The sequence below is a fragment of the Streptomyces sp. LZ34 genome (genome assembly GCF_053890475.1).
Genome location: NZ_CM132680.1, coordinates 5364501 through 5391116 on the forward strand (window position 1 = coordinate 5364501; position 26616 = coordinate 5391116).

Genomic DNA, 26616 nt, shown 5'->3' on the forward strand with positions numbered 1-26616 from the left:
CACCGCCATGGACACCGCCGTTATGGAGGCCGCCGTTATGGAGGCCGACTTGATCGTCGTCGGCGGTGGTCCGGCCGGCTGCGCCGCCGTGGTGATGGCGGCGGGCCTCGGTATACGGTCCGTGCTCGTCGAGTCGGATGAGGCGCTGTGCCGAGCGCTGGAGCGCATCCCAGTGCTCGGTAATGTGCTGGGCTTCTCCACCGGCCCGGCTCTGGCGGCGGCGATCACGGCCGATGTCGCGCGCTGCGACCTGTGCCGGGTGGTGGTCGGACGGCGTGCCGTGCGAATCGGGGCCTACGAGGACCGGGTGGAGGTCACCACCGTGCCCGCGAAGGCGTCCGGTTCCGGTCTGCTGCTGACCGCGCCGTACGCCGTCGTCGCCACCGGCGTCGGGCCACTGCGGCTGGAGGACGCCGGGTGGATCGACGGTCAGGAGGGGCTGGCGCTGCCCCCGCTGTGGGAAGCGAACCCGGCCACGCTCACCGGCCGCACCGCGCTGGTCCTGGGCGCCGACCGGCCGCTGGGCACATATCTGCGGGCCCATCCGGGCCTGGAGAGCCGGTTCGTCGTCGCCTGTCCGCCGGGTGACGCGTACAAGGCCGAGGAAATCGACCAGGACCCACGGGTCGAGCTGGTGCCGGTGCGTCATCTGACCCTCGCGCGGCCCTCGTCCGAGGAGCCGACCGTGCCCGAGGCGTCGCTCACAGCCGAGGCGCCGTCCGTGCCCGGGGAGCCGCTCACGGCCGAGGTGTTGACCGCGGAGGGCGACCGGCGGACCCTGACCGGCCACCGCGGGTTCCGCAACCTCGGCAGCGGCCCGACGCCACCCGCCGGGGACCTCTCCCCCGACGCCTCGGGCTACTGCCCGCCCTCCCGTCAGCACCCGAGGGTCTTCACCGCGGGCGATCTGCGCTCCGCCCGCTTCCAGAGGATCGCGACCGCCATGGGGTCGGGGAGCGAGGCCGCGCTCGGCGCCTACTACGCATCACGCGGTCTGCCGACGGAGGTGACGGATGACGTACCGCCCCGCGCATGACTCGGCGGTGACACGGAGTGGATCCGTCTCACCGCCGAGAGGAGAACGCCGCGGATGGTGGCGGCCTTGGTTGTTGTTGTGGTGGTGGTTGTGGTGGTCAGCCGGGTCAGACCGTGACGGGCACCTTGGCCTCGCCGCCGGCACCGGCGCCCGTGGCGCCCTCGCCGCCGGCGGCCGGGGCGGCCGTTTCGGGCCGGGCGGTCTTGCGCATCCCCTTGAGGACGATGACCAGTCCGGCCGAGACCGCCGTGCCCGCCGCGATGGCCAGCAGGTACAGGAACGGCTGGCCGATCAGCGGGACCACGAAGATTCCGCCGTGCGGGGCGCGCAGCGTGCAGTCGAAGAGCATCGACAGCGCGCCGGTGACCGCGCCGCCCACCATCGAGGAGGGGATCACACGCAGTGGGTCCGCCGCCGCGAAGGGGATCGCGCCCTCACTGATGAAGGAGGCCCCCAGCACCCAGGCCGCCTTGCCGTTCTCCCGCTCGGTCTTGGTGAACAGCTGTCCACGGACGGTGGTGGCCAGGGCCATGGCCAGCGGCGGGACCATACCGGCCGCCATCACCGCGGCCATGATCTTGAGGCTGCCGGTGCTCGGTTCCGCCACCCCGATACCGGCGGTCGCGAAGGCGTACGCGACCTTGTTGACCGGGCCGCCCAGGTCGAAGCACATCATCAGGCCCAGGATGACGCCGAGGATGATGGCGTTCGTGCCGGAGAGGCCGTTGAGCCAGTCGGTCATGCCCTTCTGGGCGGAGGCGATGGGCTTGCCGATCACCACGAACATCAGGAAGCCGACGATCGCCGAGGAGATCAGCGGTATCACCACGACCGGCATGATGCCGCGCAGCGAAGCCGGGACCTTGAACCGCTGGATGCCCATCACGACCGCGCCCGCGATCAGGCCCGCGACCAGGCCGCCCAGGAAGCCCGCCTTGATGGTGGTCGCGATGTAGCCGCCGACGAAGCCGGGCACCAGGCCGGGCCGGTCGGCCATGCCGTAGGCGATATAGCCGGCCAGGACCGGCACCAGGAAGGTGAACGCCGCCCCGCCGATCTGGAAGAGCAGCGCCGCCCAGCTGTCCGCCTCGGTCCACACGAAGTGGTCGGCGACGGACTTGGCGCTCGCGATCTCGTAACCGCCGATCGCGAAGGCCAGCGCGATCAGCAGACCGCCCGCGGCCACGAACGGGACCATGTAGCTGACACCCGTCATCAGCCACTTGCGCAGCCGGGTGCCGAAGCGGTCGCCGGACTCCCCGGCCGCGTCCATCGGCGCCGAGCGGTCGGCGCCCGCGGAGGCGGCGGCCAGTGCGGTGGTCTCACCGCGCGCGGCCTTCTCGCGCACCTCGGCGATCAGCTCCGCCGGGCGGTTGATGCCCGCCTTCACCCCGACGTCCACGGTCGGCTTCCCGGCGAACCGCTCCTTGTCCCGCACCTCCACGTCATGCGCGAAGATCACCGCGTCGGCGGCGGCGATGGTCGCGCGGGTGAGCTTGTCGAACCCGGCCGAGCCCTGGGTCTCGACCACCAGCTCGACCCCGGCCTCCCGAGCCGCGTTCTCCAGCGACTCGGCTGCCATATAGGTGTGTGCGATGCCGGTGGGGCAGGAGGTGACAGCCACGATCCGGAAGGGCGCGGACGCCGCGGGCTCGGCCCCGGTGCCGGCGTCGGCCGCCGGGGCCTCGGCTCCGGCCTCGGCTCCGGCCGCCGGCGACGGCTCCGGCTGTTCGCCGCGGATCAGGGCGGCCACCTGTCGGGGGTCGTCGGCCGAGCGCAGCGCGCCGGTGAAATCGGCGTTCATCAGCTGGCGCGCCAGGCTGGACAGGATGGTCAGGTGGTCGCTGTCCGCGCCCGCCGGGGCGGCGATCAGGAAGACCAGGTCGGCCGGCCCGTCCGGGGCGCCGAAGTCGATGCGCGCGGCGCTGCGCCCGAAGGCCAGCGTCGGCTCGGTGACATGCTCACTGCGGCAGTGCGGTATGCCGATGCCGCCGTCCAGGCCGGTCGGCATCTGCGCCTCACGGGCCGCCACGTCGGCGAGGAAGCCGTCGAGGTCCGTGACGCGGCCGGCCGCGACCATGCGTTCGGCGAGCGACCGGGCGGCCGCTTCCTTGGTGTCGGCGGCCAGGTCCAGGTCGACCAGGTCCGCGGTGATCAGCTCACTCATCTCGCGGCTCCCTTGCGTGCGGTGCCGCCCCGGGGAAGGCGGGCGGGCGGAGTGGGGACAGGGTGTGGCAGGGGGTGGCAGGGGGTCGGGCTGGTCACGCGGGCTCCGTGAGGGCGCGGTCCAGCGGAACGTCCGCGGTCGTGGTGACTGCGGACGGGTCGAGGTCGGCCGGGGTGGGCATGGCGCTGCCCGGCAGTTGTACGGCGGCCGCGCCGTGGGCCACGGCCGAGGCCAGGGCGGCCGGCCCGAGGCCGCCCGCCGCGAGGAATCCGGCGAGGGAAGCGTCGCCCGCACCGACATTACTGCGGATGGCGGCGACCGGCGCAGCGCCGAAGTAGGTGCCCGTCTCGTCGACGAGCAGCTGGCCGTCCGCGCCGAGGCTGGCCAGGACGGCGCGCGCGCCGAGTGCCCGCAGCTCCTCGGCCGCCTTGACCGCGTCGCCGACGGTGGCCAGCGGGCGGCCCACGGCCTGGGCCAGCTCCTCGGCGTTCGGCTTGACGACGTCGGGGCGCTCGCGCAGGGCCGCCGTGAGCGAAGGGCCGGAGGTGTCCAGGGCGATCCGGGCGCCCGCGCGGTGGGCCCGCGCCACGAGTTCGGCGTACCACTCGGGTGCGAGCCCGCGCGGCAGGCTGCCGCAGCAGGCGATCCAGTCGGCGTCGGCCGACTGCGTCCGTACGGCCTCCAGCAGCGCCTCCGCTTCGACGGCGGTCAGCTCCGGCCCGGCTGCGTTGATCTTGGTGAGGGTGCCGTCGGGCTCGGCCACGGAGATATTGACCCGGGTCGAGCCCCGTACGGGGACGCCTGCGGCCTCGATCCCCAGCTCACCGAGCAGCCGCGCCAGCAGCGCGCCCTCCGGCCCGCCCAGCGGCAGCACGGCGACCGTGCGGTGCCCGGCGGCGGCCACGGCCCGCGAGACATTGACGCCCTTGCCGCCGGGGTCGACCCGGTCGGCCGTGGCGCGCAGCACGGCGCCGCGCTCCAGCGCCGGAATCTCGTACGTACGGTCCAGGCTGGGATTGGGGGTGACGGTGAGGATCATACGCGGGCTACTTCCGTGCCCTGCCGCTCGATGGCGAGGGCGTCCTGCGGGCTGAGCCCGGTGTCGGTGATGAGCAGATCGACATGGCCGAGATCGCCGAACCGGGCGAAGTGCTCCTGGCCGAACTTGGCCGAGTCGGCGAGGAGGACGACCCGGCGGGCGGCGGCGATGATGGCGCGCTTGACGGCGGCCTCCGCGAGGTCGGGGGTGGTCAGGCCGCCCTCGAGCGAGAAGCCGTTGGTGGCGAGGAAGACGACATCGGCCTTGATCTCGCTGTAGCCGCGCAGCGCCCACGCGTCCACCGCGGCGCGCGTGCGGTGGCGGACCCTGCCGCCGACGAGGTGGAGCGCGATACCGGGGTGGTCGGCGAGCCGGGCGGCGATCGGCAGCGCGTGGGTGACGACGGTGAGGTCGGACTCCAGCGGGACCGCGGCGGCGAGCCGGGCGGCCGTCGAGCCCGCGTCGATGATCACGCTGCCGTCGGCGGGCAGTTCGGCGACGGCAGCGCGGGCGATGCGGTCCTTCTCGTCGGCGGCGGTGCTCTCGCGCTCGGCGAGGTCGGGTTCGAAGTCGAGACGGCCGGCCGGGATGGCACCCCCGTGCACGCGGCGGACCAGGCCAGCCCGGTCGAGTGCCCGCAGGTCACGCCGCACCGTCTCGGCGGTGACCTGGAACTCCTCGGCGAGGGACAGCACATCCACCCGCCCGCTCTCGCGGGCCAGCCGGAGGATCTCCTGCTGCCGCTCCGGTGCGTACATGTGGGTTTACGTCCTTTCCATGCCCGAACCTGTGATTTCGCGGCCAGATTACGTCCCCAATGCCGGGAAGTAAACAGACTCGGGCAGAAAACAATCTCGTCCGGGCACGCCCGGACCGAAGCCGGACCTGATCGGGCATGCGCGATGGGTCTGCGATGGGCCTGCGATGGGTCCGTGATGGACCAGCGCGACGTCCGAATGCCGCCGGAATCTCCGCCCCCGTCCCACCAGGATCGAGCCATGTCCTCCGGGACGGCACGGACCACAACGACTCGACAGAAGACCTCGGCAGAAAACAGTCGGGGAAAGACAGAACGAGGGGCACACATGGCACTCGACGGCAAGGCGGCACTGGTCACCGGCGGCAGCCGGGGCATCGGCGAGGCGGTGGCGCTGCGGCTCGCCGAAGACGGCGCCGACGTCGCCCTGACCTACCAGAACAGCGAGGAGCGGGCGGCGGTCGTCGTTGACCGGATCAAGGCCCTGGGCCGCCGGGCCTGGGCCGTCCAGGCCGACAGCGCGGACCCGCGCGCGGTACGGGAGGCCGTGGCCGGAGCGACCGCGGAGTTCGGGCGGCTCGACATCCTGGTCAACAACGCGGGCACCGGCGCGCTCGGCCCGGTCGGCGACCTGACGCTGAAGGACGTGGACCGCGTCCTCGCCGTCAACGTCCGCGCACCCTTCCTCGCCGCCCAGGCCGCCGCCCACCACCTGACCGACGGCGGGCGCATCATCAACATCGGCAGCTGCATGTCCGAGCGCGTCGCCTTCCCCGGTGGCTCGCTGTACGCGATGAGCAAGACCGCCCTCACCGGCCTGACCAAGGCGCTGGCCCGCGAGCTCGGCCCGCGCGGCATCACCGCCAACCTCATCCACCCCGGCCCCATCGACACCGACATGAACCCCGCCGACGGGGAGAGCGCCGCCATGCAGAGCGGCCTCACCGCGCTCGGCCGCTACGGGCAGCCGTCGGAGATCGCCGCGACCGTCTCCCATCTCGCCGGGGACGACGGCCGGTACATCACCGGGGCGTCGATCGCCGTGGACGGCGGCTTCGCCGCCTGACCCGCTCAGGGTTGAGCCCCGGTGCCTGGGGGGGAAGAGGCACCGGGGCTCGGCTATGGGCAGACGCTGAGGAGGGAAGGGGTGACTCAGGCCGCTTCGTCGAAGCCGGTCTGGCGCGCCATCTTCTTCAGCTCCAGCAGCGCGTGCTTCTCGATCTGACGGATCCGCTCGCGCGTGAGGCCATGCTGCTTGCCGACCTCGGTGAGCGTGCGCTCCCGCCCGTCGTCGATGCCGTACCGGGCCTTGATGATGGACGCGGTGCGGTCGTCGAGCCGGCCGATGAGATCCTCCAGCTCCTCGCTGCGCAGCAGCGTCATCACCGACTGCTCGGGCGAGACGGCCGAGGTGTCCTCCAGCAGATCGCCGAACTGGGTCTCGCCCTCGTCGTCCACCGACATGTTCAGGCTGACGGGGTCGCGGGCCCAGTCGAGCACATCCGAGACCCGCTCGGTCGTGGAGCCGAGCTCCTTGGCGATCTCCGAGTGCTCCGGCTCACGGCCGTGCTCACGGTTGAACTCGCGCTGCACCCGCCGGATCCGGCCGAGCTCCTCGACCAGATGGACGGGCAGCCGGATGGTGCGGGACTGGTCCGCGATCGAGCGCGTGATGGCCTGACGGATCCACCACGTGGCGTAGGTCGAGAACTTGAAGCCCTTTGTGTAGTCGAACTTCTCCACCGCGCGGACCAGGCCCGCGTTTCCCTCCTGGATCAGGTCGAGAAGCGGCAGCCCGCTGCGCGGGTACCGGCGCGCGACGGCCACGACCAGGCGCAGGTTGGAGCGGATGAAGACGTCCTTGGCGCGGGTGCCCTCGACGGCTATCGCCTCCAGCTCCCCACGGCTCGCACCGGCCGCCAGGGCGTCCTCGACCTCACCGTCCAGGATCTGCTGGGCATAGACACCCGCTTCGATTGCCTGAGACAGCTCGACCTCCTTGGCCGCGTCGAGCAGCGGGGTGCGAGCGATCTCGTCGAGATACATGCCGACCAGGTCGCGATCGGCGATCTCCCCGCCTGTGGCGCGAACACTGTTGGCCCCATCAGTGCCACTGCGGGTGGCCTGATTGCGGGCGACGGCACGGGTTGCCATGCGTGCTCCCTTACAGATGGATCGGGCGCGGACTATGGACGGTGTTCCTGCCGGGTGCCCCGTCCGATGGAAACAACGACTGGAATCCGGACAGAATTCCCATGCCGCGCACACCTTTTCGCGATCATGCAGTACCCTGCCCCGAGACGCGGTGTCGATTTGCCCTTATAACACCCAGAAATGCAGGTCAGGGCGGGTGCCAAGGGCGGCGGCGCCCGCGGTTGCTCTCACCCCCGAAGACGTCCCCGGCCGGATTCTGGTTGCGCGGCCACACCCACCACCGACGCCGACGCCGCACGGGTGCCCGACCGAGTTGCCGGGTCCGTCACCCGGGTGTGCGCTGGACAGTGAGAGGTCAGGGCGCCTAAGGAAGGGAGAGCCCGCCATGAACGCCCCCACCGCCGCTCCGGCGCGCCACCGCCATCACCCGCACCTCCACATCCCCCACCCGCACATCCAGGCCCGTCCGCACCCCTCCGCGTCCTGGGTGGTCCCGTCCGTCCTGGGCGTTCTCTACGGCGGTTGGACGCTCTTCATCGACCACAACCAGGGAACCCCCGCGCCCCAGGCCACCGTGCTCGGCGTGGTGGCGGCCGTGGTCGTCGGCGGGCTCTGCCATCTCGTCGGCCGGGTCCAGTCCGCCCTGATGCCTGAGCTGAGGTCGGCCGCGTACGGGGCGCTCTTCGGCTGTGCCTTCGGCTTCATGTACAGCGTGAGCGGGCACGCCGTGTTCCGCTCCTCGATGATGGGCCTCGGCGGCGCGCTGGCGATGTACGCCGCGTCCCTCTACGTCTTCCGCACCCACTCGACTGAACGAACTGATCGAACTGAGCCGACCGAGCCGGCTGATCCGGCTGATCGGACGGCCCCTGGGTCCCCAGGCCCCGGCCGCGCGGCGTAGGTCCGCAGGCCCCGCGCCGGTACATCGCCGGGCCGTTACGGCACCCGCCGCCCCTGCCTAGCGTGGCACCCATGGACGACACGAGCGGCACCCTCGACGAAGCACTGGAACGGCTGCACGCCACGGGCCCCGAGCGCGGCGGCTGGCTGACCAACCACGCCCCGATGACCGTCGAGGCCCTGGTCCGGCGCGGACAGGGCCCCTCGGTGCACCGCTGGCTCGACCTCTACGCCGGCAAGCTCGAGGACATGCCGACCCCGTACGCCACCGTCACCGCGGAGAACTGGCCCGAGGCGCTCGGCGACCCGCGCCGGATCGCCGACTGGACCGCGTACTTCAGCCGCGAGCTCGCCGACCACCCCTGGCGCGAGGTTCTCGCCCAGTGGTGGCCGCGGCTGCTGCCCGGGATCGCCGGCGGGGCGACGCACCCGGTCATCCGCGTCGGCCACGCGGTACGCACCCTGCTCGACGGGACAGACCCCGCCGCCGGTCCCCAGAACGCCCACTCCCCCGTCGGGTCCCGCACCGACGAGCTGGCGGCCGGGCCCCGCGCCCACGAGCTGGCCCACGCCCTCGGCTACTGGGCCGCCCGCCACGCCCCGCTGCCCCCGCTCGACCGGCTGCCGGGGCCCGCCCCGCGCACCGCCGCCGAGGCGATGGCCGCCGTACCGCGCGTCGCGGACCAGAGCGGCGGCATCCGCGACCGGCTGGCACGGATCACGACGTTCCCGGTCTGGCCCGACCCCGCCTCCGGCGCGCACGAGGGGCCGGACCGGGCGCGCGAGCTGCTGGCCGAGCTGGTACGGGCCGCGGCCCACCGCTACGCCACCCATGCCCACGGCGAGCCCGTCATGCTGGTCCACGCCGTGACCGCGCCCAACGCCGTGCTGCGCACCCTGCCCGCGCTCCCCCGCGAGCTGTGGGCGGCGAGCCTGGACGCGGCGTGGGCCGCGAACGCCGCGGTGCTGGCCGCGTACGCGCCGCCCACGGCCCTCCCGGCCGGCGAACTGCCGTCCGTACCGGCCGGGGCCACGCCCGCCGAGCGGGCCGCGGAGGTCTTCGCGTGCGCCGCGGCGCACGGCGACGAGCACGCGATCAAGCTGACCGACACCGTGCTCGACATCGTGGCAATGCCGGAAACGGCAATGCCGGGAAAGACAATGCCGGGAACGGCAGGGGCAGCGACGACCGGCGAGGGCGACGACCTCGCCCTGGCGGCGGCCCTGCGCGCATGCGCGCTCATCGAGCCGTACGCCTGACCCCGCGCACGAACGCGTGACCTCAGCCGAACTGCACGGACCGCTTGGCCAGCCCCATCCAGAAGCCGTCGATGACGCTGCGCTGACTGCCGAGGTCGGACTCCGCGGCCCCCAGGGTGACGAACAGCGGCGCGAAGTGCTCGGTGCGCGGGTGGGCCAGGCGGCCCGCCGGGGACTTGCGCTCGAAGTCCAGCAGCGCGTCGACGTCCTGGGTGTCCAGCGCCCGCTGCCCCCAGTCGTCGAACTCCGCCGACCAGCCGGGCGGCGTCGGCCCCGCGTTCCGCAGCGCGGCCAGGTTGTGGGTGAAGAAGCCGCTGCCGACGATCAGCACGCCTTCGTCCCGCAGCGGGGCGAGCTTGCGGCCAATGGCCATCAGCTCGCCCGGGTCGAGGGTCGGCATCGACACCTGGAGTACGGGGATGTCGGCGCCCGGATACATCTCCACGAGCGGGACGTAAGCGCCGTGGTCCAGGCCCCGGTCCGGTATGTCCTGGACGGGTGTGCCCGCCGTACGGAGCGTCTTGCGCACCCGCTCGGCGAGCTCGGGCGCGCCGGGGGCGTCGTACCGCACCCGGTAGTAGTGCTCGGGGAAGCCCCAGAAGTCGTACACCAGCGGCACGGCCTGGGTGGCCCCGAGGGCCAGCGGCGCCTCCTCCCAGTGGGCGGAGACCATCAGGACCGCCTTGGGCCGGGGCAGCCCCGCCGACCAGGCGGCGAGCTGACCGGGCCAGACCGGGTCGTCGGCCAGCGGCGGAGCACCGTGGCTGAGATAGAGGGCGGGCATGCGCCCGCCCGACACGGACGAGGACGCGGACGGTGGGGTGGTGGCGGCGGACATGGCGGCTCCCGAGGCCATAACGTAAAGCTTGAAGTCTCAAGAAAAATTTTCAAAACCCACTGTAGCCCCCAGTAGTTTAAATTTCAAGAAATGACTCTTACAATGAGCACGTGGAAGCGATGAAGACCCCCGCAGACGCCGAAGAGCCCCGCTGGCTGAACGATGCCGAGCAGCACGCCTGGCAGGCCTACGTCCAGGCGAACATGCTGCTCGAAGACCATCTCGACCGTCAGCTCCAACGCGACGCGGGCCTGCCGCACGTGTACTACGGCCTGCTGGTGAAGCTCTCCTGGGCGCCTCGCCACCGGCTGCGGATGACGGAGCTGGCCGAGGCCGCGAAGATCACCCGGTCCCGGCTCTCGCACGCCATCACCCGCCTGGAGAAGAACGGCTGGGTGCGGCGCGAGGACTGCCCCTCCGACAAGCGCGGCCAGAACGCCGTGCTGACGGACGAGGGGTTCGAGGTGCTGAAGAAGGCCGCGCCCGGCCATGTCGAGGCCGTGCGCGCGGCCATATTCGACCGGCTGACACCGGAGCAGATCGGCCAGTTCGGCGACATCTGCCGCATCATCGCCGACGGTCTGCAGCCGGAGGGCGCCGACCTCCCCTGGCTGCGCTGACCCGAGCCCCGACCCGAGCCCCGACGCGGGCACCGAAACGGGGCACCAAAACGGGCCACCGAAACGGCGGAAAGCCCCGCTCCTCCCGGAGCGGGGCTTTCCGCGTCGTACCACTACAGCCGCACCGCGCGGATCAGTGCGCCATGACCGGGATCGCGTCCTCGGCCGCGCCGTCGCCGGAGCCGGTGGCCGCCGAGCCGCTGCCGTCCTGCCGGCCGGCGGTGACGAAGGTCACGGTGACCGCCGCGGCGACCAGCAGGATGCCGACCGCCCACCAGATGGCGGTGGTGTAGCCGTGCACCAGCGACTGCAGCTCCAGCGCCTGCCGCGAGGGGGCCGTGGCCGCGTGCGACTTGCCGTACTCGTTCCCCGCGCTGGTGGCGATGGTGTTGAGGAGCGCGGTGCCGATCGCGCCGCCGACCTGCTGCGAGGTGTTGACCATCGCGGAGGCGACACCCGCGTCACGCGGCTGGACGCCGTGCGTGGACAGGCTCATGGCCGGCATGAACGCCGTACCCATACCGAGGCCCAGCAACAGGAACGCGGGCAGGATCAGGAGCGGGTACGAGGTGTCCAGGTCGATCTGGGTCAGCAGCAGCATGCCGACCGCGGCGACCAGGAAGCCCGGGCCCATCAGCATCCGGGCCGGGACCCGGGTCATCAGCCGGGTGCCGATCTGCGTCGAGCCGGTGATCATGCCGACGATCATCGGCAGGAAGGACAGACCGCTCTTGACCGGGCTGTAGCCCTTCACGATCTGCATGTAGTAGGTGAGGAACAGGAACAGACCGAACATGCCGATGATCGCCAGGCCCAGCGCCAGGTAGACGCCACCACGGTTGCGGTTGGTAACGACGCGCAGCGGCAGCAGCGGCTCCTTGACCCGGGACTCGACGACCACGAAGGCGGCCAGCAGCACGACGGCCGCGACGAACAGCCCCACGGTGATGCCCGCGGTCCAGCCGTCGCTCTCGGCGCGGGTGAAGGCGTAGACCAGCGAGACCAGGCCCAGCGTGGCCAGCAGAACGCCGGGGATGTCGAGCTTGGCGGGGTTGCGGCTCTCGGCAGGCTCGCGGATCACGGAGATCGCGCCGACCGCGGCGATGATGGCGAACGGGATGTTGACGAAGAACGTCCAGCGCCAGTTCATGTACTCGGTCAGCACACCGCCGAGGATCAGACCGACGGCACCGCCACCACCCGCGATGGCGCCGAAGATGCCGAACGCCTTGGCGCGCTCCTTGGCGTCGGTGAACGTCACCGCCAGCAGCGAGAGCGCCGAGGGGGCGAGCAGCGCGCCGAAGACGCCCTGAAGCGCGCGGGCGCCGAGCAGCATCGGCGAGTTGAGCGCGGCGCCGCCCAGCGCCGAGGCGGCCGCGAAGCCGACCAGGCCGACGATGAAGGTCTGCTTACGGCCCCACAGGTCGGCGAGGCGTCCGCCGAAGAGCAGCAAACCGCCGAAGGCCAGCGCGTAGGCCGTGATGACCCACTGCTTGTTGCCGTCGGAGATGTCCAGGGCCTTCTGCGCGGAGGGCAGCGCGATGTTCACGATGGTCGCGTCGAGCACGACCATCAGCTGGGCGAGGGCGATGAATATCAGCGCTTTCCAGCGCCGGGGATCGACGGAGGGTGCCGTTTCAGGCATGGGTGGGCCTACCTAGCGGTGCGGAGAGTGAAAACAGGACGTTTGACGGGCGTAACGGACTTGCGTAAGTAACTGATAGCGCAACGGACTGACACAGCAACGACGTGGCGGCGCGCCGGAACGTGACATCGCGCGGCCGCGCAACGAGTCGTTACTGCCTACGAGCCGTTACTGACGACGAGAAGGACGACGAGAAGACAGACTGCGGAACGAACGGGAATTAATCGGTCCAGGTCACCGGACGACGCGTGACGTGCGTCACGGACGACGCTTCAGATCCTCCAAAGTGGCCGCGGAGCCGGACAGTGCGGAACGCGCCGGAGCAGCCAGTCCGTCCAGGAACAGCTGCAGGTGCCGGCGCACGAAGATGTCGAAGTTCACACAGGCACCGCCGGGCAGCGGCCTGGTGAGCTGAGTCAGGGCGACCATCAGGTCACCGACGTCGATGTCGGCGCGCAGCTGGCCGGAGTCGCGCCCAGCGGCCATCAGGGCGCCGATGGCGTCCTCCAGGCGCGTGTTCGCGGCGATGTGGTCAGGGTGCTCCTTGTCGATGCCGTCGGAGAGCAGCGGGCACAGCGCGCCGACGCGCTCCTCGGCCGCCGCGTGCACAAAGCGACGCAGCGCCGCGAAGGCGTCGGGCTCCTCCGCCAGGGCGACTTCGGCCTGCTCGGCGATGCGCTCCATCACCGAGACGGTGACGTGGTGCACCAGCTCGCGGCGGTCCGCGAAGTGCCGGTAAAGGGTGGCATTGCCGACCCCCGCCCGTCGAGCGATTTCATCGAGCGAGACCTCGGCCCCGTGCTCGACGAGCACCTCACGGGCCGCCGCGACGATCCGCTCCCTGTTGCGCAGGGCGTCGGCGCGCAGCCTGGGCCGCGCGGGCTGCTGGGTGGTGACGGTACCCACGACGGCACTCCTTCCGGCACGACGATTCGGCATTCAACTTTTCCGGGGACTCGGTCCCCGCTTCGTACATCGAGTTAAACGGGGAGGCAGTCCCCGGAAATTTCACGAGCCGACGTGACCTGCCTCACACCTGTCCGGCGGCCGAGTCGCCCGGACGGAGCAGTCTTTTCCCCCGCCCGGCCGCACCCCACGGGCGCCCGGACGGGCGCCGCCACACGGTGGGACTCGCCATGAATCACTCATGCGAGATGACCCGCCATCCAGCCCGTCACCGAATACGCCACCGAATACGCAGGCCCCGCCGGGGCAGCGCGTTCGCCGCGGCCGCCGTGCTCACGCTGGCCGCGGCGGCCACCCCGGCGGCGGTCCCCGGCCCAGCCCCCGCCCCCGCCCCTCCCGAGCACGCGCCGGCCCTGTCGGCGAATCCGGCGTACGGCGCCGCCCTCGCGCCCTGCGCCCTGATGCCCGGCGAGGGGCTACAGATGACCGAGGGGCTGCCGACCGGGCACGGCTACGTCCGCAGCACCGGGACGGTCAAGGCCCTCACCCTCATGATCGACTTCCCGGACGTCAAGGGCCAGGGCACGGCCCGTAAGCGCTACGCGGAGTTCTTCCCGCAGACTTCGCGGTGGTTCAAGCGCGGCTCGTACGGCCGGCTGACGTACCGGCCGGCGGCCCCGATCAACCACTGGCTGCGGATGCCCCACTCCTTCCACAGCTACGGCATCAAACGCGGCAGCCCCTTCGAGCCGGGCTACCGCAAGCTGATCGCGGACATCGCCAAGGCCGCCGACCCGCATGTCGACTTCGGCCGCTACGACCTGGTCAACGTCCTGGTCACGCCCAACGCCGGGCCGCCCGCCGCACGCGCCGTGCTGTCCGTCACCTACGCCGACAACCAGCACGCCCCGGTCGCCGACGGCGTGCCCCTGGCCAATGTCTCCTTCGTGTACAGCCGCCAGGACGACGGCTCCGGCACGCTCGCGCAGACCGGCTATCGCGTGCTCCCGCACGAGAACGGCCATGTCTTCGGGCTCCCCGACCTCTACACCCGGCGGGGCGGCGAGAGCGCGGGCCACTGGGACGTGATGTCCGAGGACTGGGGCGTCGGAAACGACCTGCTGGCCTGGCACAAGTGGAAGCTGGGCTGGCTCGGCACGGGGCAGGTCGATTGCGTCGCCCGCCCGGGCATCACGCGGCGGGCCCTGAGCCCGCTCGGCCGGCGGGGCGGAACCAAGCTGATCTTCGTCCCGGTCTCGAAGTACGCCGGGTACGCCGTGGAGGCGCGCACCGACGAGGGCAACGACGACGCGGTCTGCAAGGCCGGCGTCCTGGTCTCCTGGGTGGACACCCGCGTCGACTCCGGCCGGGGGCCGATCACCGTCGTGGACAGCACCCCGGGCAGCGGCGGCTGCACGGACGAGCGCAATGTGCACCTCGGGCTGAGCGACGCGGCCTTCACGCCCGGCAAGACCTTCACCGGCGGCGCGCTGGGCACCGGCGTGCGGGTCCGGGTCACCGAGCGCGACTCGCGGGGCGACTACCGCGTGGAGATCACCCGGTACGCCAGTGGCGGCGGCCGAGGCTGATCAGCAGGAGCTGTCTGCGGGCGGTGGCCGCCACCCGCCGTACGGCCTCGGGGTCACCGGACCCTTCGCCGGACCCTTCGCCGAGCTGACCGCCGGGCTGATCGCCGGACTGGGCCTCGGACCCCTCGCCGGGCTGGGCCCCGGACGCCTCGCCGGGCTGATCGCCGGGCTGGGCCTCCAGGAACGCCGTCGCGGTCATCACCATGTGGTCCACGTACAGCTCGGCGAGCATCCGGACGTCCTCGGGCGACCAGCCCTCCGCCGTGAGCTGGGGGGCGAACGCCTCGGCGACCTCGTCTGCGAAGCGGCCCAGCTCGGCGGCTATCGCCTCCCTTACGGGCCGTACGCCGCCATGGCGCTCACGCGCGATGAAGCGGATGTGCGCCGGGTAGCGGCGCACAAGCTCGGCGACGGCTTCGACGGTGGCGTCGATCAGCTCCTCGTCCCCGTCCCGCTCGGCGAGGATCACCCGGACCACCCCGTGCAGGCTGCCCAGGGACTCCTCCACGAGCGCCACGCCGAGGTCGCTCATATCGCGGAAGTGCCGGTAGAAGGCGGCGGGAGCCACGCCCACGACGCGCGTCACCTCGCGCAGGCCCAGGCTGCTGAGGCTCTGGTCCTCCAGCAGCCGCAGCCCCGCGTCCAGGAGCGCCCGCCGGGTCCTCTGCTTCTGGGCCTGCCGGACCCCGAGGGTGTGACTCATGTCATTCAGTAAACAATCGTTCGCCGACTTTTTCCAGCGGCACGCAGGGGTATCCTGAAGTCAGTGAACAACTGTCATCCCAAGTGTTCACTGAAGCTGCACCCGCAGGCCATCCGCACCCCGGATCCGACTCTTGAGAGAGGCACACATGCTCTTCATCGTCGCGGCTCTCGCCCTGGTGGGGATCCTTCTGGGAGCGGCGGCTCACACCCCGCTCCCGGTCTTCCTCGCCGCCTCCGCCGCCATCGCCACCTGGCTGCTGATCTTCTTCATCCGCGAACGCACCGGGCACAAGGAGAGCTGACCCATGGCACTGACCGCACCCACCACCCACACCCCGTCCACCCACACCCCGTCGGCCGCGCGCCGCCGGGACGCCGACGGCATGGCCGTGGCCTCGTTCGTCCTCGGTCTGATCGGACTGCTGCTCTTCAACGCCGTCTTCGGACCGTGCGCGATCATCCTGGGCGCGCTGGCGATCGCCCGGCAGACCCAGCGCCGCGGCCGGGCCCTGCTCGGCCTCGCCCTCGGGGTCGCCGATGTGGTCCTGCTGATCGTTCTGGTGACGATGGACAACACGGTCTTCTGGCAGTTCGGCTGACCCTCTGTGGCAACGAAAGACCAGACGGCGGATGCACCCCACTCGCCGGAATCACATCCTCCCGGGTGATGACCCGATCCCGATCATCCGAGAGGACACCCATGTCGCCCAGCCCGTCCCGAGGCGCGCGCCGCACCGTCTCCGGTCTCGCCACCGCCCTACTGGCCCTGGCCGGCCCCCTGGCGGCCCAGGCCGTGCCCGCGGCGGCCGCCGCCGGAACCGGGCAGGTCAGCACGGTCACCTACACGGCGGCGGAGCGGGCCTCCGCCCTCTCGTACTGGACGCCCGCGCGCATAAAGCAGGTCGGCCGCGACGTCGATCTGGGGCCGACCGGACCGCTCAGCAAGCCCTGGACAGGCAAGGGCATCCCCAGCATCGGCCGGCTCTTCTTCGTCGACTCGCGGGGGCAGGACACCTGGTGCACGGCCAGCGCCGTCACCAGCGGCAACCGCTCAGTGATCATGACCGCCGCCCACTGCGCGCGCCTCGGCTCCTCGCCCGTCAACACCTACAGCGACATCGTCTTCGCCCCCGGCTACGCCAAGGGCAAGACGCCGTACGGCCGCTATGCCGTCAAGGCGACCATGACACCGCGTTCCTGGGCCGAGGACACCGTCAATGACGTAGCGGCGATGGTCGTCGCCACCCCGGCCAACGGAAAGCGGCTCACCGACGCGGTGGGGGCACAGAAGATCGCCTTCGGCCGTCCGGCCGGTGAGCGGGTCACCGCCTTCGGCTATCCGGCGACCACTCCCCAGCGGGGCGAGGAACTGCTGTACTGCGCCGGCACCTCCAAAAGCGCCCCCGAGGGCGAGCAGCGCGTCCCGTGCGACCTCGGCGGCGGCGCCAGCGGCGGTCCCTGGCTCGCCGGCTTCAACTCCACCACCCGCAAGGGCACCGTGGTCTCGGTCAACAGCCACGGCAAGGGCGACGGCGGCACCCCGATGTACGGGCCGATGCTCGGCAAGACCGCGCGGGCCGTCTACGACGCCGCCCAGCGCGGCTGAACGCCGCCGCTCCGGCCGGCCGCAGCGGCGGGCCGGAGCGGCGGGCCGAAGCGGGGCCCGGCTCTCCGACGTCGGGCACCAACTACTCGTCTGCCGCGTCCTCTTCGGCGGCCGCCGTCTCCAACACGGCGGCCGCCGCCCGCTTGTCGTGGTCCCGGAGCATCCGCACGACGGTCGGCGGGGTGACCCTGCCCACTGGACATCAAGGTTGGTTAGGCTAACCTAACTATGACCTCGGGCGATGTCCGTGGCTGCCCCCGTACGCATCGAGAGAAGGCATCCCATGCCCCACCCCAGTGCCCTCCCCCTCTCCCGCCGCGGCCTGCTGGCCGCCGGCGGCCTCGCCGGACTCGGCGCCCTCGTCACCGCGTGTGGGAGTAAAGACGGCTCGGGGTCCTCCGGCGACGAGGGCAAAAGCGGCGGTGGGTCCTGGTCGTTCACCGACGACCGCAAGAAGCGGATCAGCCTCGGCGGCCGCCCCGAGCGCATCGTCGCGTACATCGGCTCGGCGGCCGCGCTGTACGACTTCGGCATCGACGACCAGATCGTCGGCGTCTTCGGCCCGACCAAGCTGAAGAACGGCAAGCCGGACGTGCAGGCCGGAGACCTCGACGTCGACAAGGTGACCGTCCTCGGCAACGCCTGGGGTCAGTTCAAGGTCGAGAAGTACGCCTCGCTCAACCCGCAGCTGCTGATCACCAACATGTACGACCCGGGCGCCCTCTTCTACATCCCGGACGATTCCAAGAACAAGATCCTCGCCCTGGCCCCCAGCGCCGCCCTCACCACCGGCCGGGTCTCCATGATCGAGCCCATCAAGCGCTACGCCGAGTTCGCCGCCGCCCTCGGCGCCGACCTCAAGGCCAAGAAGGTCACCGACGCCAAGGCCCGCTTCGAGGCCGCCTCCGAGACGCTGCGCAAGACCGTCAAGTCGAAGAAGATCAAGGTTATGGCCTGCTCCGGCAGCGCCGACCTCTTCTACGTCTCCAACCCGGCGGTCAACGCCGACCTGATCTACTTCCGCGAGCTCGGCGTCGACTTCGTCGTCCCGCAGAAGACGGACAAGGGCGGTTACTTCGAGAGCCTGAGCTGGGAGAACGCCGACAAGTACGGCGCCGACCTGCTCTTCCTCGACAACCGCACCGCCACCTTGCAGCCCAAGGACCTGACCGCCAAGCCGACCTGGTCCAAGCTCCCCGCGGTCAAGGCCGACCAGATCGTCCCCTGGAGCAGCGAGCCGCGCTTCTCGTACGCGGGCGCCGCCCCACACGTCGAGGCCCTCACCAAGGCCATCCAGGACGCGAAGAAGGTCAGCTGACCCAGGGCAAGCGAAGGGAAGAGACCGCTCTCATGACCACCGCAGCCACCACCACAGCCCCCACCCCCCACACCTCCACCGACCCGGCCCCCGCCGCCGTCCCGTTCCGCTTCTTCGATGTGCGGGTCGTCCGCACGCGGGTCCTCGGGCCGTCCATGGTGCGGATCACCTTCGGCGGCGACGCCCTGAAGGACTTCGCCTCCGGCGGCCGCGACCAGCGCTTCAAGCTGTTCCTGCCGCACCCCCACCAGGACGCCCCCGTCGTGCCGGTCGAGTCGGGCGAGGAGTGGTTCCCGGTGTGGCGGGCCATGGACCCCGCCGTACGCGCCGTCATGCGCTCGTACACCGTGCGCGAGCAGCGGCGCGAACCCGAAGAGGTCGACGTGGACTTCGCCCTGCACGGCGTCGGCGCGGCCGGCTCCGCCACGGCGGGCGGACCGGCCTCCCGCTGGGCCGCGCGCGCCCGGCCCGGGGACCGCGCCATGCTCCTCGGCCCGGTCGCCCCCGACAACGGCGGCGTCGACTTCCGCCCGCCGCCCGGCACCGACTGGGTGCTCATCACCGCCGACGAGACCGCGCTGCCCGCCGTCGCCGGAATCCTCGACTGGCTGCCGGCCGGCATCGGGGCCAAGGTCTGGATCGAGGTGCAGCACGCGGAGGACCTGCGGGAACTGCCCACCGAAGCGGACGCCGAGATCGTCTGGCTGATCCGCGACGGCGCCGACCCGGCCGACCCGCGCTCGGCCCTCCTCCTGGACGGCGTACGCGACGCGGCGCTGCCCGAGGGCTCGCCGTACGCCTGGATCGCGGGCGAGGCCGGTACGGTCCGCGCGCTCCGCCGCCACCTCGTACGCGAGCGCGGCTTCGACCGCAAGGCGGTCGTCTTCACCGGCTACTGGCGGCTGGGCGCCACCGACGACCAGCTCGTCGAGGAGGCCGTGACCGGCACCGGCCCCGCGTCGGACGACGACTGACCAGCACAGACCGGCACAGACCAGAACAGCGCCACACCCGCACGCCGCACACACCCCGCACCCCCGCACCCCGTCCAGGGCACACCCATGCCGTGTCCAGGGCACACCCATGCCCGCAAGCAGCCCGTATCCAGAAGGGACAGACCGTGAGTCTCCTCGCGCACCCCGCTGAGGACCCGTCGTCAGGGCCGATACCCGGGGCGGCGGATGGCAGGGCCCACCTCTTCAACGACCGTACGGCGGACCGCTATCGGCGGTCCGTGGCCGACGGCGTCGGACTGGTGGCCTCCACCGTCGCCCGCACCACCCGCCCGTTCACCGGGGTCACCCCCGCCGAACTCGCCCCCGAGATCTCCGGGATCGACCTGGAGCGGCCGCTGGGCGACCCGGCCGCCGCCCTCGAGGAGCTCGAACGCGTCTATCTCAAGGACGCCGTCTACTTCCACCACCCCCGCTATCTCGCCCACCTCAACTGCCCCGTGGTCATCCCCGCGCTGCTCGGCGAGGCGATCCTCTCCGCCGTCAACTCCTCGCTGGACACCTGGGACCAGAGCGCCGGCGGCACCCTGATCGAACGGCGTCTGATCGACTGGACGGCAGCGCGCCTCGGGCTCGGCGAGGCCGCGGACGGCATCTTCACCAGCGGCGGGACGCAGTCCAATCTGCACGCGATGCTGCTCGCCCGCGACGAGGCCTGCAAGCTGGTGGAGAAGGAGACGGCGGCGGCCGGGGCGCCGCTCGCCAAATCCCAGATCCTGCCCCGGCTGCGCATCCTCGCCTCCCAGGCGAGCCACTTCTCCATCGCCAAGGCGGCCGCCGTCCTCGGGCTCGGCTACGAGGCGGTCATCCCCGTGCCCTGCGACCAGGACCGGCGGATGCGCACCGTCGCGCTCGCCCGCGAGCTGGACCGCTGCCGCCGCGAGGGCCTGGTCGTCATGGCGGTCGTGGCCACCGCCGGGACCACCGACTTCGGCTCCATCGACCCGCTGCCCGAGATCGCCGACCTGTGCGCGCGGGCCGGGGCCTGGCTGCACGTCGACGCGGCGTACGGCTGCGGCCTGCTGGTCTCCCCGCGCCGCCGGCACCTCCTCGACGGCATCGAGCGCGCCGACTCGGTCACCGTCGACTACCACAAGTCCTTCTTCCAGCCGGTCAGCTCAAGCGCGGTCCTGGTGCGCGACCGTACGACGCTCAGCCACGCCACGTACCACGCCGACTACCTCAACCCGGCCCGCAGCGCCGAGCGGCTCATCCCCAACCAGGTGGACAAGTCCCTCCAGACCACCCGGCGCTTCGACGCGCTCAAGCTGTGGCTGACGCTCCGCGTCATGGGCGCGAACGCCGTCGGGGAGCTGTTCGACGAGGTGGTGGACCGGGCGGCCGAGGCCTGGCGGCTGCTGGACGCCGATCCGCGGTACGAGGTGGTCACCCGGCCGCAGCTGAGCACGCTGGTCTTCCGCTACACCGGCCCACCGCCCACCAGGGCCGCGCGGCTCGACCCCGAGCTGCTGGACCGGGCGAACCTGCACGCGCGCGAGGCGCTGGCCGCCTCCGGCGAGGCCGTCGTGGCCGGGACGGTCGTGGACGGGGCGCACTACCTGAAGTTCACGCTGCTCAACCCGGAGACCTCGCTGGGCGACATCGCCCACGTCCTCGACCTCCTCGCCGGCCACGCCGACCGGTATCTGTCCTCCCCGCACGCCGCCGAACCGGAGTTCACCCGGGCCCGGGCCAGCTGACCGCCTTCCACCCCGCCGGAGACCCACGTGTCCACCGTCTCTTCCCATGACTTCATCGCCATCGGCCTGGGCCCCTTCAACCTCGGCCTCGCCGCGCTCACCGACCCGATCGACGAGCTGAACGGGGTGTTCCTGGAGCGCAAGCCGGACTTCGACTGGCACTCGGGGATGTTCCTCGAAGGCAGCACGCTGCAGACGCCGTTCATGTCCGACCTGGTCACCCTCGCCGACCCCACCTCCCCGTACTCCTTCCTCAACTACCTGAAGGAGAACGGCCGCCTGTACTCCTTCTACATCCGCGAGAGCTTCTATCCGCTGCGGGAGGAGTTCAACGACTACTGCCGCTGGGTGGCCGCCCGGCTCGGCTCCGTCCGCTTCGGCCAGGAGGTCACCTCCGTCGAGTACGACGAGGCCGAAGGTTGCTATGTCGTCCACACCACCGAGACGGCGACCGGCGAGCGCCGCGCCTGGCGGGCCGGGCGGCTGGTGCTGGGCACCGGGACGCCGCCGTACGTCCCCGAGGCCTGCCGCGGCCTCGGCGGCGACCTGATCCACAACTCCCGCTACCTGGAGCACAAGGAAGCCCTCCAGGCGAAGGAGAGCATCACCGTCGTGGGCAGCGGCCAGAGCGCCGCCGAGATCTACCACGACCTGCTCCAGGACATCGACGCGCACGGCTACCGGCTCGACTGGATCACCCGCTCGCCCCGCTTCTTCCCCCTCGAATACACCAAGCTCACCCTGGAGATGACCTCCCCGGAGTACGTGGACTACTTCTACGGGCTGCCCGCGCACACCCGCGACCGGCTGAACACCTCGCAGAAGAACCTCTACAAGGGGATCAACTCCGATCTCATCGACGCCATCTTCGATCTGCTCTACATCAAGAACCGACGAGGCCCGTGCCCGACCCGGCTGATGACCAACACCGCGCTGCGGGAGGCCTCGTACGACCCGGCCGACGGCGACGGGACCGGCGGCGGCGCGACCGGCGGCGGCGCGACCGGCGGCTCGTACACGCTCGGGCTGCGCCAGGAGGAGCAGGGGCAGGACTTCACCCTCACCACCCAGGGCCTGATCCTGGCCACCGGCTACCGCTATCAGGTGCCGGAGTTCCTGGCGCCCGTGCGGGACCGAATCGCCTGGGACGAGGCCGGGCGCTTCGCGGTCGCCCGCGACTACAGCATCAACACCACCACCGCCGCCACCGCCGGGCGGGAGATCTACGTGCAGAACGCCGAGCTGCACACCCACGGCTTCGTCACCCCCGACCTCGGGATGGCCGCCTACCGCAACTCGTGCATCATCCGCGGGCTGCTGGGCCGCGAGCACTACCCCATCGAGAAGACCATCGCCTTCCAGGAGTTCGCGGCCCCCGAGGGGGTGCTCCGGTGAGCACGACTCTGTTCACCCACCACGACGCCCGGCTCGGCCGCTTCTCCGTGCGCCCCCTCGACCCGGCCGCCGACGCCGAGCTGCTGCACGGCTGGGTCACCCACCCCAAGGCGTCCTTCTGGCTGATGCAGGACGCCGACGTGGCGCAGGTCGCGTTCGAGTACCGGAAGATCGCCGAGCACCCGCACCACGACGCCTTCATCGGCCTGCACGAGGGCCGCCCCGCCTTCCTGACCGAGCGCTATGACCCGGCCCTGGTGGAGCTGGCGGGTCTCTACCCCGCCCAGGAAGGCGACGTCGGCATGCACTTCCTCTGCGCGCCGGCCGACACCCCGGTGCACGGGTTCACCCGGGCGGTGATCACCACCGTCATGGAGTTCCTCTTCGCCGACCCGGCAACCCGGCGCGTCGTGGTCGAGCCCGACGTCCGCAACACGGCGGTGCACAGGCTCAACGCGGCCGTCGGCTTCGAGGTCGCGGGCACGGTCGCCAAGCCGGAGAAGGACGCGTACCTCAGCTTCTGCACCCGCGCCCGATTCCACGCCGCGATCAACACCGCACCCGACGCATCCGACGCATCCGTTCAAGGAGTGCCCCGATGAGCCCCCGCGACGCCGTCGCCCACCTCACCCCCGCCCTGTGGGAGCGGGCGGGCCGCCTCCTCATACGCAAGGCGCTCGCCGAGTTCACCCACGAGCGCCTGCTCGCCCCAGAGCCGCTGCCCGACGCCCCCGGCCGCTACGCCGTCACCAGCGACGACGGGTCGGTGACCTACCGCTTCGCGGCCCGCCTGCTGGCCCTGGACCACTGGATGGTCGACGCGGACTCCATCACCCGCCACGACACCCGGGACGGCTCCGAACTCCCCCTCGACGCACTCGACTTCTTCCTGGAGCTGCGCGGGCGGCTGGGGCTCGGCGACCAGACCCTGCCCGTCTATCTGGAGGAGATCAGCTCCACCCTCTCCGGCACCGCGTACAAGCTCAGCGGCGAGCCGGTCGGCGCCGCCGAGCTCGCCAAGTCCGGGTTCCAGGCGGTCGAGACCGGCATGACCGAGGGCCACCCCTGCTTCGTCGCCAACAACGGCCGCCTGGGCTTCGGGGTGCACGAATACCTCTCGTACGCCCCCGAGACCGCGAGCCCCGTCCAGCTGATCTGGCTGGCCGCGCACCGCGACCACGCCACCTTCACCTCCTCCTCGGACCTCGACTACGACGGGCTGATCGGCGGCGAGCTGGGCGAGGCCAACCTGGCCCGCTTCGCCGGCACCATGGCCGGCCTCGGCCTCGACCTCGCCGACTACCGCCTCATCCCCGTCCACCCCTGGCAGTGGTGGAACAAGCTGTCCGTCACCTTCGCCGCCGAGGTCGCCCAGCAGCGCCTGGTCTGCCTGGGCAGCGGCGACGACGCGTACCTCGCGCAGCAGTCGATCCGTACCTTCTTCAACACCGGCGACCCGGCCAAGCACTATGTGAAAACGGCTCTGTCCGTCCTCAACATGGGCTTCATGCGCGGCCTCTCCGCCGCCTATATGGAGGCCACCCCCGCCATCAACGACTGGCTGGCGGGCCTCATCGCGGGCGACGAGCTGCTCCGCGCCGCCGACTTCTCGATCATCCGCGAGCGCGCCGCCATCGGCTACCACCACCGGCAGTACGAGCGCGCCACCGACAAGTTCTCCCCGTACCGCAAGATGCTCGCCGCGCTGTGGCGCGAGAGCCCCGTCCCCACCCTCGAACCGGGCCAGCGGCTGGCCACCATGGCCTCCCTCCTCCACACCGACCCCGACGGCGGCTCCGTCGTCAGCGCGCTCGTCGAGGAGTCCGGCCTGCCCCCCGCGCGCTGGCTGCGCCGCTACCTCGACGCGTACCTGAGGCCGGTGCTGCACTGCTTCTACGCGTATGACCTGGTCTTCATGCCGCACGGCGAGAACGTCATCCTCGTCATCGAGGACGGCGCGGTGCGGCGGGCGATCTTCAAGGACATCGCCGAGGAGATCGCCGTCATGGACCCGAACGCGGTCCTTCCGCCGGCCGTCACCCGGATCCGGGTGGAGGTCCCGGAGGACAAGAAGCTGTTGTCGATCTTCACCGATGTCTTCGACTGCTTCCTGCGCTTCCTGAGCGGCATCCTCGTCACCGACGGCCTCCTGGAGGAGGAGACCTTCTGGCGGACGGTGGCGGAGTGCATCTCGGACTACCAGGCGTCGGTGCCGGAGCTGGCGGAGAAGTTCGAGCGGTACGACATGTTCGCGCCCGACTTCGCGCTGTCCTGCCTGAACCGGCTCCAGCTGCGGAACAACCAGCAGATGCTGGACCTCCAGGACCCGGCCGGGGCGCTCCAGCTGATCGGGACGCTGGAGAACCCCATCGCGCGGTTCGGGGGTACGGCTTAGGACGTGGAGTCGGCCCCGCCGAGCGGGGCCTTGGGGTCCGGGGTCGGGGCCAGGTCCGAGGGCGGGCGCTGGACCGGGGTACGGCGCCGGTCCGAGGTCGGGCCCGGGTCCGGGTCCGGGTCCGCGTTGCCGCCGAAGACGGCGGAGCCGAGTATGGAGCGGACCTGCTCCAGGGTGACGGCGGACGGCCGGTTGAGGCAGACGGACGCGATGATCAGTTCATCCGGCCCGGACCCCCCGGACAGCCCCGGCTCCCCGGCCGCCGCACGCCAGCCCAGCAGCTCGCGCGTGCCGCCCGCGAGGCGGCAGGAGTCCCCGGGCCGGGTATCCGCCATCCGCGCCCGCTGGTCGGTCGCCCTCAGAGCCTTCTTGCTCGCCAGCCGCATGACCAGCAGCCCTTCCCCGCGCCGCAGCTCGTCCGGCGCCAGGCAGTAGCGCCGGATGTCCGTACACCGGTCCTTGACCACGGCCGCCGGCCGGTTCCCGGCCAGCCCCACCGCGCCGGCCCCCTCCCCGCCCCGTACGCCGCGCCCGCTCCAGCCGTCCGGCAGCCGGACGGTCAGCCCGTCCAGGCCGGGGTAGCGGAAGACGGGAACGGTGGCGGTGGGCGAGGCGGCGGGCACCTGATAGGTCGCGCCGGGGTCCCTGGGCCCCCCGGCCGGGACCTGGCCCAGCACCGCCAACGTGACGGCGGCCGCCACTCCCCCGGCCACTCCGGCAGCCCCGACCACTCCGGCCACCCGCCGCCGCCGTCGCCGCACCACCAGCTGCTGGACCCGCCGCATCCGCTGGGCGGGCGCGGACAGCCGGGGCACGCCCCGCTCGAGCAGCGCCCGCAGCTCCGCCTCACGGGCGGTCTCAGAGCCGCCCGGCCACCCGCCGCCGTGCCCGCCGCCGTGCCCGCCATCGGGCCTGGCGTCGTGCCTGGCGTCGTGCCTGCCGTCGGGCCTGCCATCGGGCCCGTCCCCCCGCCCGGCGCTCTTCTCCGGCTCAGCCACGGCGCTCACCGCCCTCCGCCATCTCGGCGGCGGGCAGCAGCCCGTGCAGGGTGCGCAGCGCCTTGGAGGCCTGACTCTTGACCGTGCCGGTGCTGCAGCCCAGCACCTCGGCGGTGTCCTCCACGCTCAGGTCCTCGAAGTAGCGCAGCACCACCACCGCCCGCTGCCGCACCGGCAGCCCCCGCACCGCCGCCGCCAGCGACTGCTCCAGATCCACTCCCTCGAACGGATCCGGCACGGCCCGCGTATCCGGCACCTGTTCGTGCGGAACCTCCCCGCGCCAGCGCCGCCGCCACCATGAGGCATGCGTATTGACCAGCGCCTTCCGGACGTACGCCTCCGGATTCCCGGCCGCGATCCGCCGCCACTTGGGCCACACCTTGGCCAGCACCGTCTGGAGCAGATCCTCGGCCAGGTGAGCATCCCCGGTCAGCAGCCAGGCGACCCGCAGCAGCCGAGGCCCGCGCGCGGCGACGAACTCCTCGAAGCCGGGCGTCGCGCCCGTCACTGTCGTGTCCTCGCCATGGTGCCCCTGTCCGAACCGTGTCTTTCACACATGGTGAACGCCATGACGC

Annotated in this window: 25 protein-coding genes; 15 read left to right on the top strand and 10 right to left on the bottom strand. The window is 71.8% G+C overall.

The genetic code is table 11. The features are described 5' to 3' along the window. Positions 1-22: 22 nt before the first annotated feature. Complete coding sequence (locus ACWY4P_RS21505) at positions 23-1036, top strand: pyridine nucleotide-disulfide oxidoreductase (protein ID WP_456213012.1); 1014 nt, start codon at positions 23-25, stop codon at positions 1034-1036. A gap of 106 nt (positions 1037-1142) precedes the next feature. On the opposite strand, the gene ACWY4P_RS21510 is transcribed toward ACWY4P_RS21505, so the two are convergent. From ACWY4P_RS21510 to ACWY4P_RS21520, 3 genes are all read right to left on the bottom strand, one after another. Then, positions 1143-3203 carry a PTS fructose transporter subunit IIABC gene (locus ACWY4P_RS21510; RefSeq protein WP_456212172.1) on the bottom strand — a complete coding sequence of 687 codons (2061 nt, stop codon included), beginning with the start codon at positions 3201-3203 and terminating at the stop codon, positions 1143-1145. 94 nt (positions 3204-3297) lie between these two features. Next, on the bottom strand, positions 3298-4242 hold the full coding sequence (gene pfkB, locus ACWY4P_RS21515) for a 1-phosphofructokinase (protein ID WP_456212173.1): 945 nt from the start codon (positions 4240-4242) through the stop codon (positions 3298-3300). After that, the gene (locus ACWY4P_RS21520; protein ID WP_456212174.1) at positions 4239-5000 is read right to left on the bottom strand and encodes a DeoR/GlpR family DNA-binding transcription regulator; all 762 of its coding nucleotides are present in this window, start codon (positions 4998-5000) and stop codon (positions 4239-4241) included. The genes pfkB and ACWY4P_RS21520 overlap by 4 nt, the downstream gene beginning before the upstream one ends. Positions 5001-5327: 327 nt before the next feature. Between ACWY4P_RS21520 and ACWY4P_RS21525 the strand changes: the two genes are divergently transcribed. After that, entirely contained in the window at positions 5328-6065 is a 738-nt protein-coding gene (locus tag ACWY4P_RS21525) for a 3-oxoacyl-ACP reductase family protein (RefSeq protein WP_456212175.1), read from the top strand. An 86-nt stretch (positions 6066-6151) separates the two neighbouring features. Here the strand turns inward: ACWY4P_RS21525 and ACWY4P_RS21530 are convergent, their stop codons facing one another. Continuing rightward, positions 6152-7153, bottom strand: coding sequence for a sigma-70 family RNA polymerase sigma factor (locus ACWY4P_RS21530; RefSeq protein ID WP_456212176.1), 1002 nt, complete (start codon positions 7151-7153; stop codon positions 6152-6154). Between the two features lie 385 nt (positions 7154-7538). On the opposite strand from ACWY4P_RS21530, the gene ACWY4P_RS21535 reads away from it, so the two are divergent. After that, positions 7539-8054 (top strand): hypothetical protein, encoded by a 516-nt coding sequence (locus tag ACWY4P_RS21535; protein WP_456212177.1) that lies wholly within the window; start codon positions 7539-7541, stop codon positions 8052-8054. 71 nt (positions 8055-8125) lie between these two features. Further along, the gene (locus ACWY4P_RS21540; RefSeq protein ID WP_456212178.1) at positions 8126-9313 is read left to right on the top strand and encodes a questin oxidase family protein; all 1188 of its coding nucleotides are present in this window, start codon (positions 8126-8128) and stop codon (positions 9311-9313) included. 22 nt (positions 9314-9335) lie between these two features. On the opposite strand, the gene ACWY4P_RS21545 is transcribed toward ACWY4P_RS21540, so the two are convergent. Beyond that, positions 9336-10151: a dioxygenase family protein gene (locus ACWY4P_RS21545; protein ID WP_456212179.1), complete on the bottom strand. Its 816-nt coding sequence runs from the start codon at positions 10149-10151 to the stop codon at positions 9336-9338. 110 nt (positions 10152-10261) lie between these two features. On the opposite strand from ACWY4P_RS21545, the gene ACWY4P_RS21550 reads away from it, so the two are divergent. Then, positions 10262-10771, top strand: coding sequence for a MarR family winged helix-turn-helix transcriptional regulator (locus tag ACWY4P_RS21550; protein ID WP_456212180.1), 510 nt, complete (start codon positions 10262-10264; stop codon positions 10769-10771). Between the two features lie 133 nt (positions 10772-10904). On the opposite strand, the gene ACWY4P_RS21555 is transcribed toward ACWY4P_RS21550, so the two are convergent. After that, a complete protein-coding gene (locus tag ACWY4P_RS21555) occupies positions 10905-12416 on the bottom strand; it encodes an MFS transporter (protein ID WP_456212181.1) in 1512 nt (503 codons plus the stop codon). Positions 12417-12674: 258 nt separating this feature from the next. After that, positions 12675-13322: a TetR/AcrR family transcriptional regulator gene (locus ACWY4P_RS21560; protein ID WP_456212182.1), complete on the bottom strand. Its 648-nt coding sequence runs from the start codon at positions 13320-13322 to the stop codon at positions 12675-12677. Between the two features lie 248 nt (positions 13323-13570). Here ACWY4P_RS21560 and ACWY4P_RS21565 point away from each other — a divergent pair, with 248 nt between their 5' ends. Next, complete coding sequence (locus ACWY4P_RS21565) at positions 13571-14911, top strand: M6 family metalloprotease domain-containing protein (protein ID WP_456212183.1); 1341 nt, start codon at positions 13571-13573, stop codon at positions 14909-14911. Here the strand turns inward: ACWY4P_RS21565 and ACWY4P_RS21570 are convergent. Continuing rightward, entirely contained in the window at positions 14877-15614 is a 738-nt protein-coding gene (locus ACWY4P_RS21570; protein ID WP_456212184.1) for a TetR family transcriptional regulator, read from the bottom strand. The genes ACWY4P_RS21565 and ACWY4P_RS21570 overlap by 35 nt on opposite strands. Positions 15615-15762: 148 nt before the next feature. Here ACWY4P_RS21570 and ACWY4P_RS21575 point away from each other — a divergent pair, with 148 nt between their 5' ends. From ACWY4P_RS21575 to ACWY4P_RS21615, 9 genes are all read left to right on the top strand, one after another. Beyond that, positions 15763-15918: a hypothetical protein gene (locus tag ACWY4P_RS21575; protein WP_319687759.1), complete on the top strand. Its 156-nt coding sequence runs from the start codon at positions 15763-15765 to the stop codon at positions 15916-15918. Positions 15919-15921: 3 nt separating this feature from the next. Beyond that, positions 15922-16215, top strand: a complete 294-nt coding sequence (locus ACWY4P_RS21580) for a DUF4190 domain-containing protein (protein ID WP_456212185.1) — start codon at positions 15922-15924, stop codon at positions 16213-16215. Positions 16216-16316: 101 nt separating this feature from the next. Continuing rightward, the gene (locus ACWY4P_RS21585; protein WP_456212186.1) at positions 16317-17222 is read left to right on the top strand and encodes a trypsin-like serine peptidase; all 906 of its coding nucleotides are present in this window, start codon (positions 16317-16319) and stop codon (positions 17220-17222) included. Positions 17223-17505: 283 nt separating this feature from the next. Beyond that, a complete protein-coding gene (locus ACWY4P_RS21590) occupies positions 17506-18540 on the top strand; it encodes an ABC transporter substrate-binding protein (RefSeq protein WP_456212187.1) in 1035 nt (344 codons plus the stop codon). Positions 18541-18572: 32 nt separating this feature from the next. Further along, a complete protein-coding gene (locus ACWY4P_RS21595; RefSeq protein WP_456212188.1) occupies positions 18573-19514 on the top strand; it encodes a siderophore-interacting protein in 942 nt (313 codons plus the stop codon). 146 nt (positions 19515-19660) lie between these two features. Next, positions 19661-21253 carry a pyridoxal phosphate-dependent decarboxylase family protein gene (locus ACWY4P_RS21600; RefSeq protein ID WP_456212189.1) on the top strand — a complete coding sequence of 531 codons (1593 nt, stop codon included), beginning with the start codon at positions 19661-19663 and terminating at the stop codon, positions 21251-21253. Between the two features lie 27 nt (positions 21254-21280). Further along, positions 21281-22648 carry a lysine N(6)-hydroxylase/L-ornithine N(5)-oxygenase family protein gene (locus ACWY4P_RS21605; RefSeq protein ID WP_456212190.1) on the top strand — a complete coding sequence of 456 codons (1368 nt, stop codon included), beginning with the start codon at positions 21281-21283 and terminating at the stop codon, positions 22646-22648. Next, positions 22645-23250, top strand: a complete 606-nt coding sequence (locus tag ACWY4P_RS21610; protein WP_456212191.1) for a GNAT family N-acetyltransferase — start codon at positions 22645-22647, stop codon at positions 23248-23250. Before ACWY4P_RS21605 ends, ACWY4P_RS21610 begins: the two co-directional genes overlap by 4 nt. Beyond that, positions 23247-25043 carry an IucA/IucC family protein gene (locus ACWY4P_RS21615; protein WP_456212192.1) on the top strand — a complete coding sequence of 599 codons (1797 nt, stop codon included), beginning with the start codon at positions 23247-23249 and terminating at the stop codon, positions 25041-25043. The genes ACWY4P_RS21610 and ACWY4P_RS21615 overlap by 4 nt, the downstream gene beginning before the upstream one ends. On the opposite strand, the gene ACWY4P_RS21620 is transcribed toward ACWY4P_RS21615, so the two are convergent. After that, entirely contained in the window at positions 25040-26041 is a 1002-nt protein-coding gene (locus ACWY4P_RS21620; RefSeq protein ID WP_456212193.1) for a hypothetical protein, read from the bottom strand. The genes ACWY4P_RS21615 and ACWY4P_RS21620 overlap by 4 nt on opposite strands. Then, entirely contained in the window at positions 26034-26549 is a 516-nt protein-coding gene (locus ACWY4P_RS21625) for a SigE family RNA polymerase sigma factor (protein WP_456212194.1), read from the bottom strand. The genes ACWY4P_RS21620 and ACWY4P_RS21625 overlap by 8 nt, the downstream gene beginning before the upstream one ends. Positions 26550-26616 lie beyond the last annotated feature (67 nt).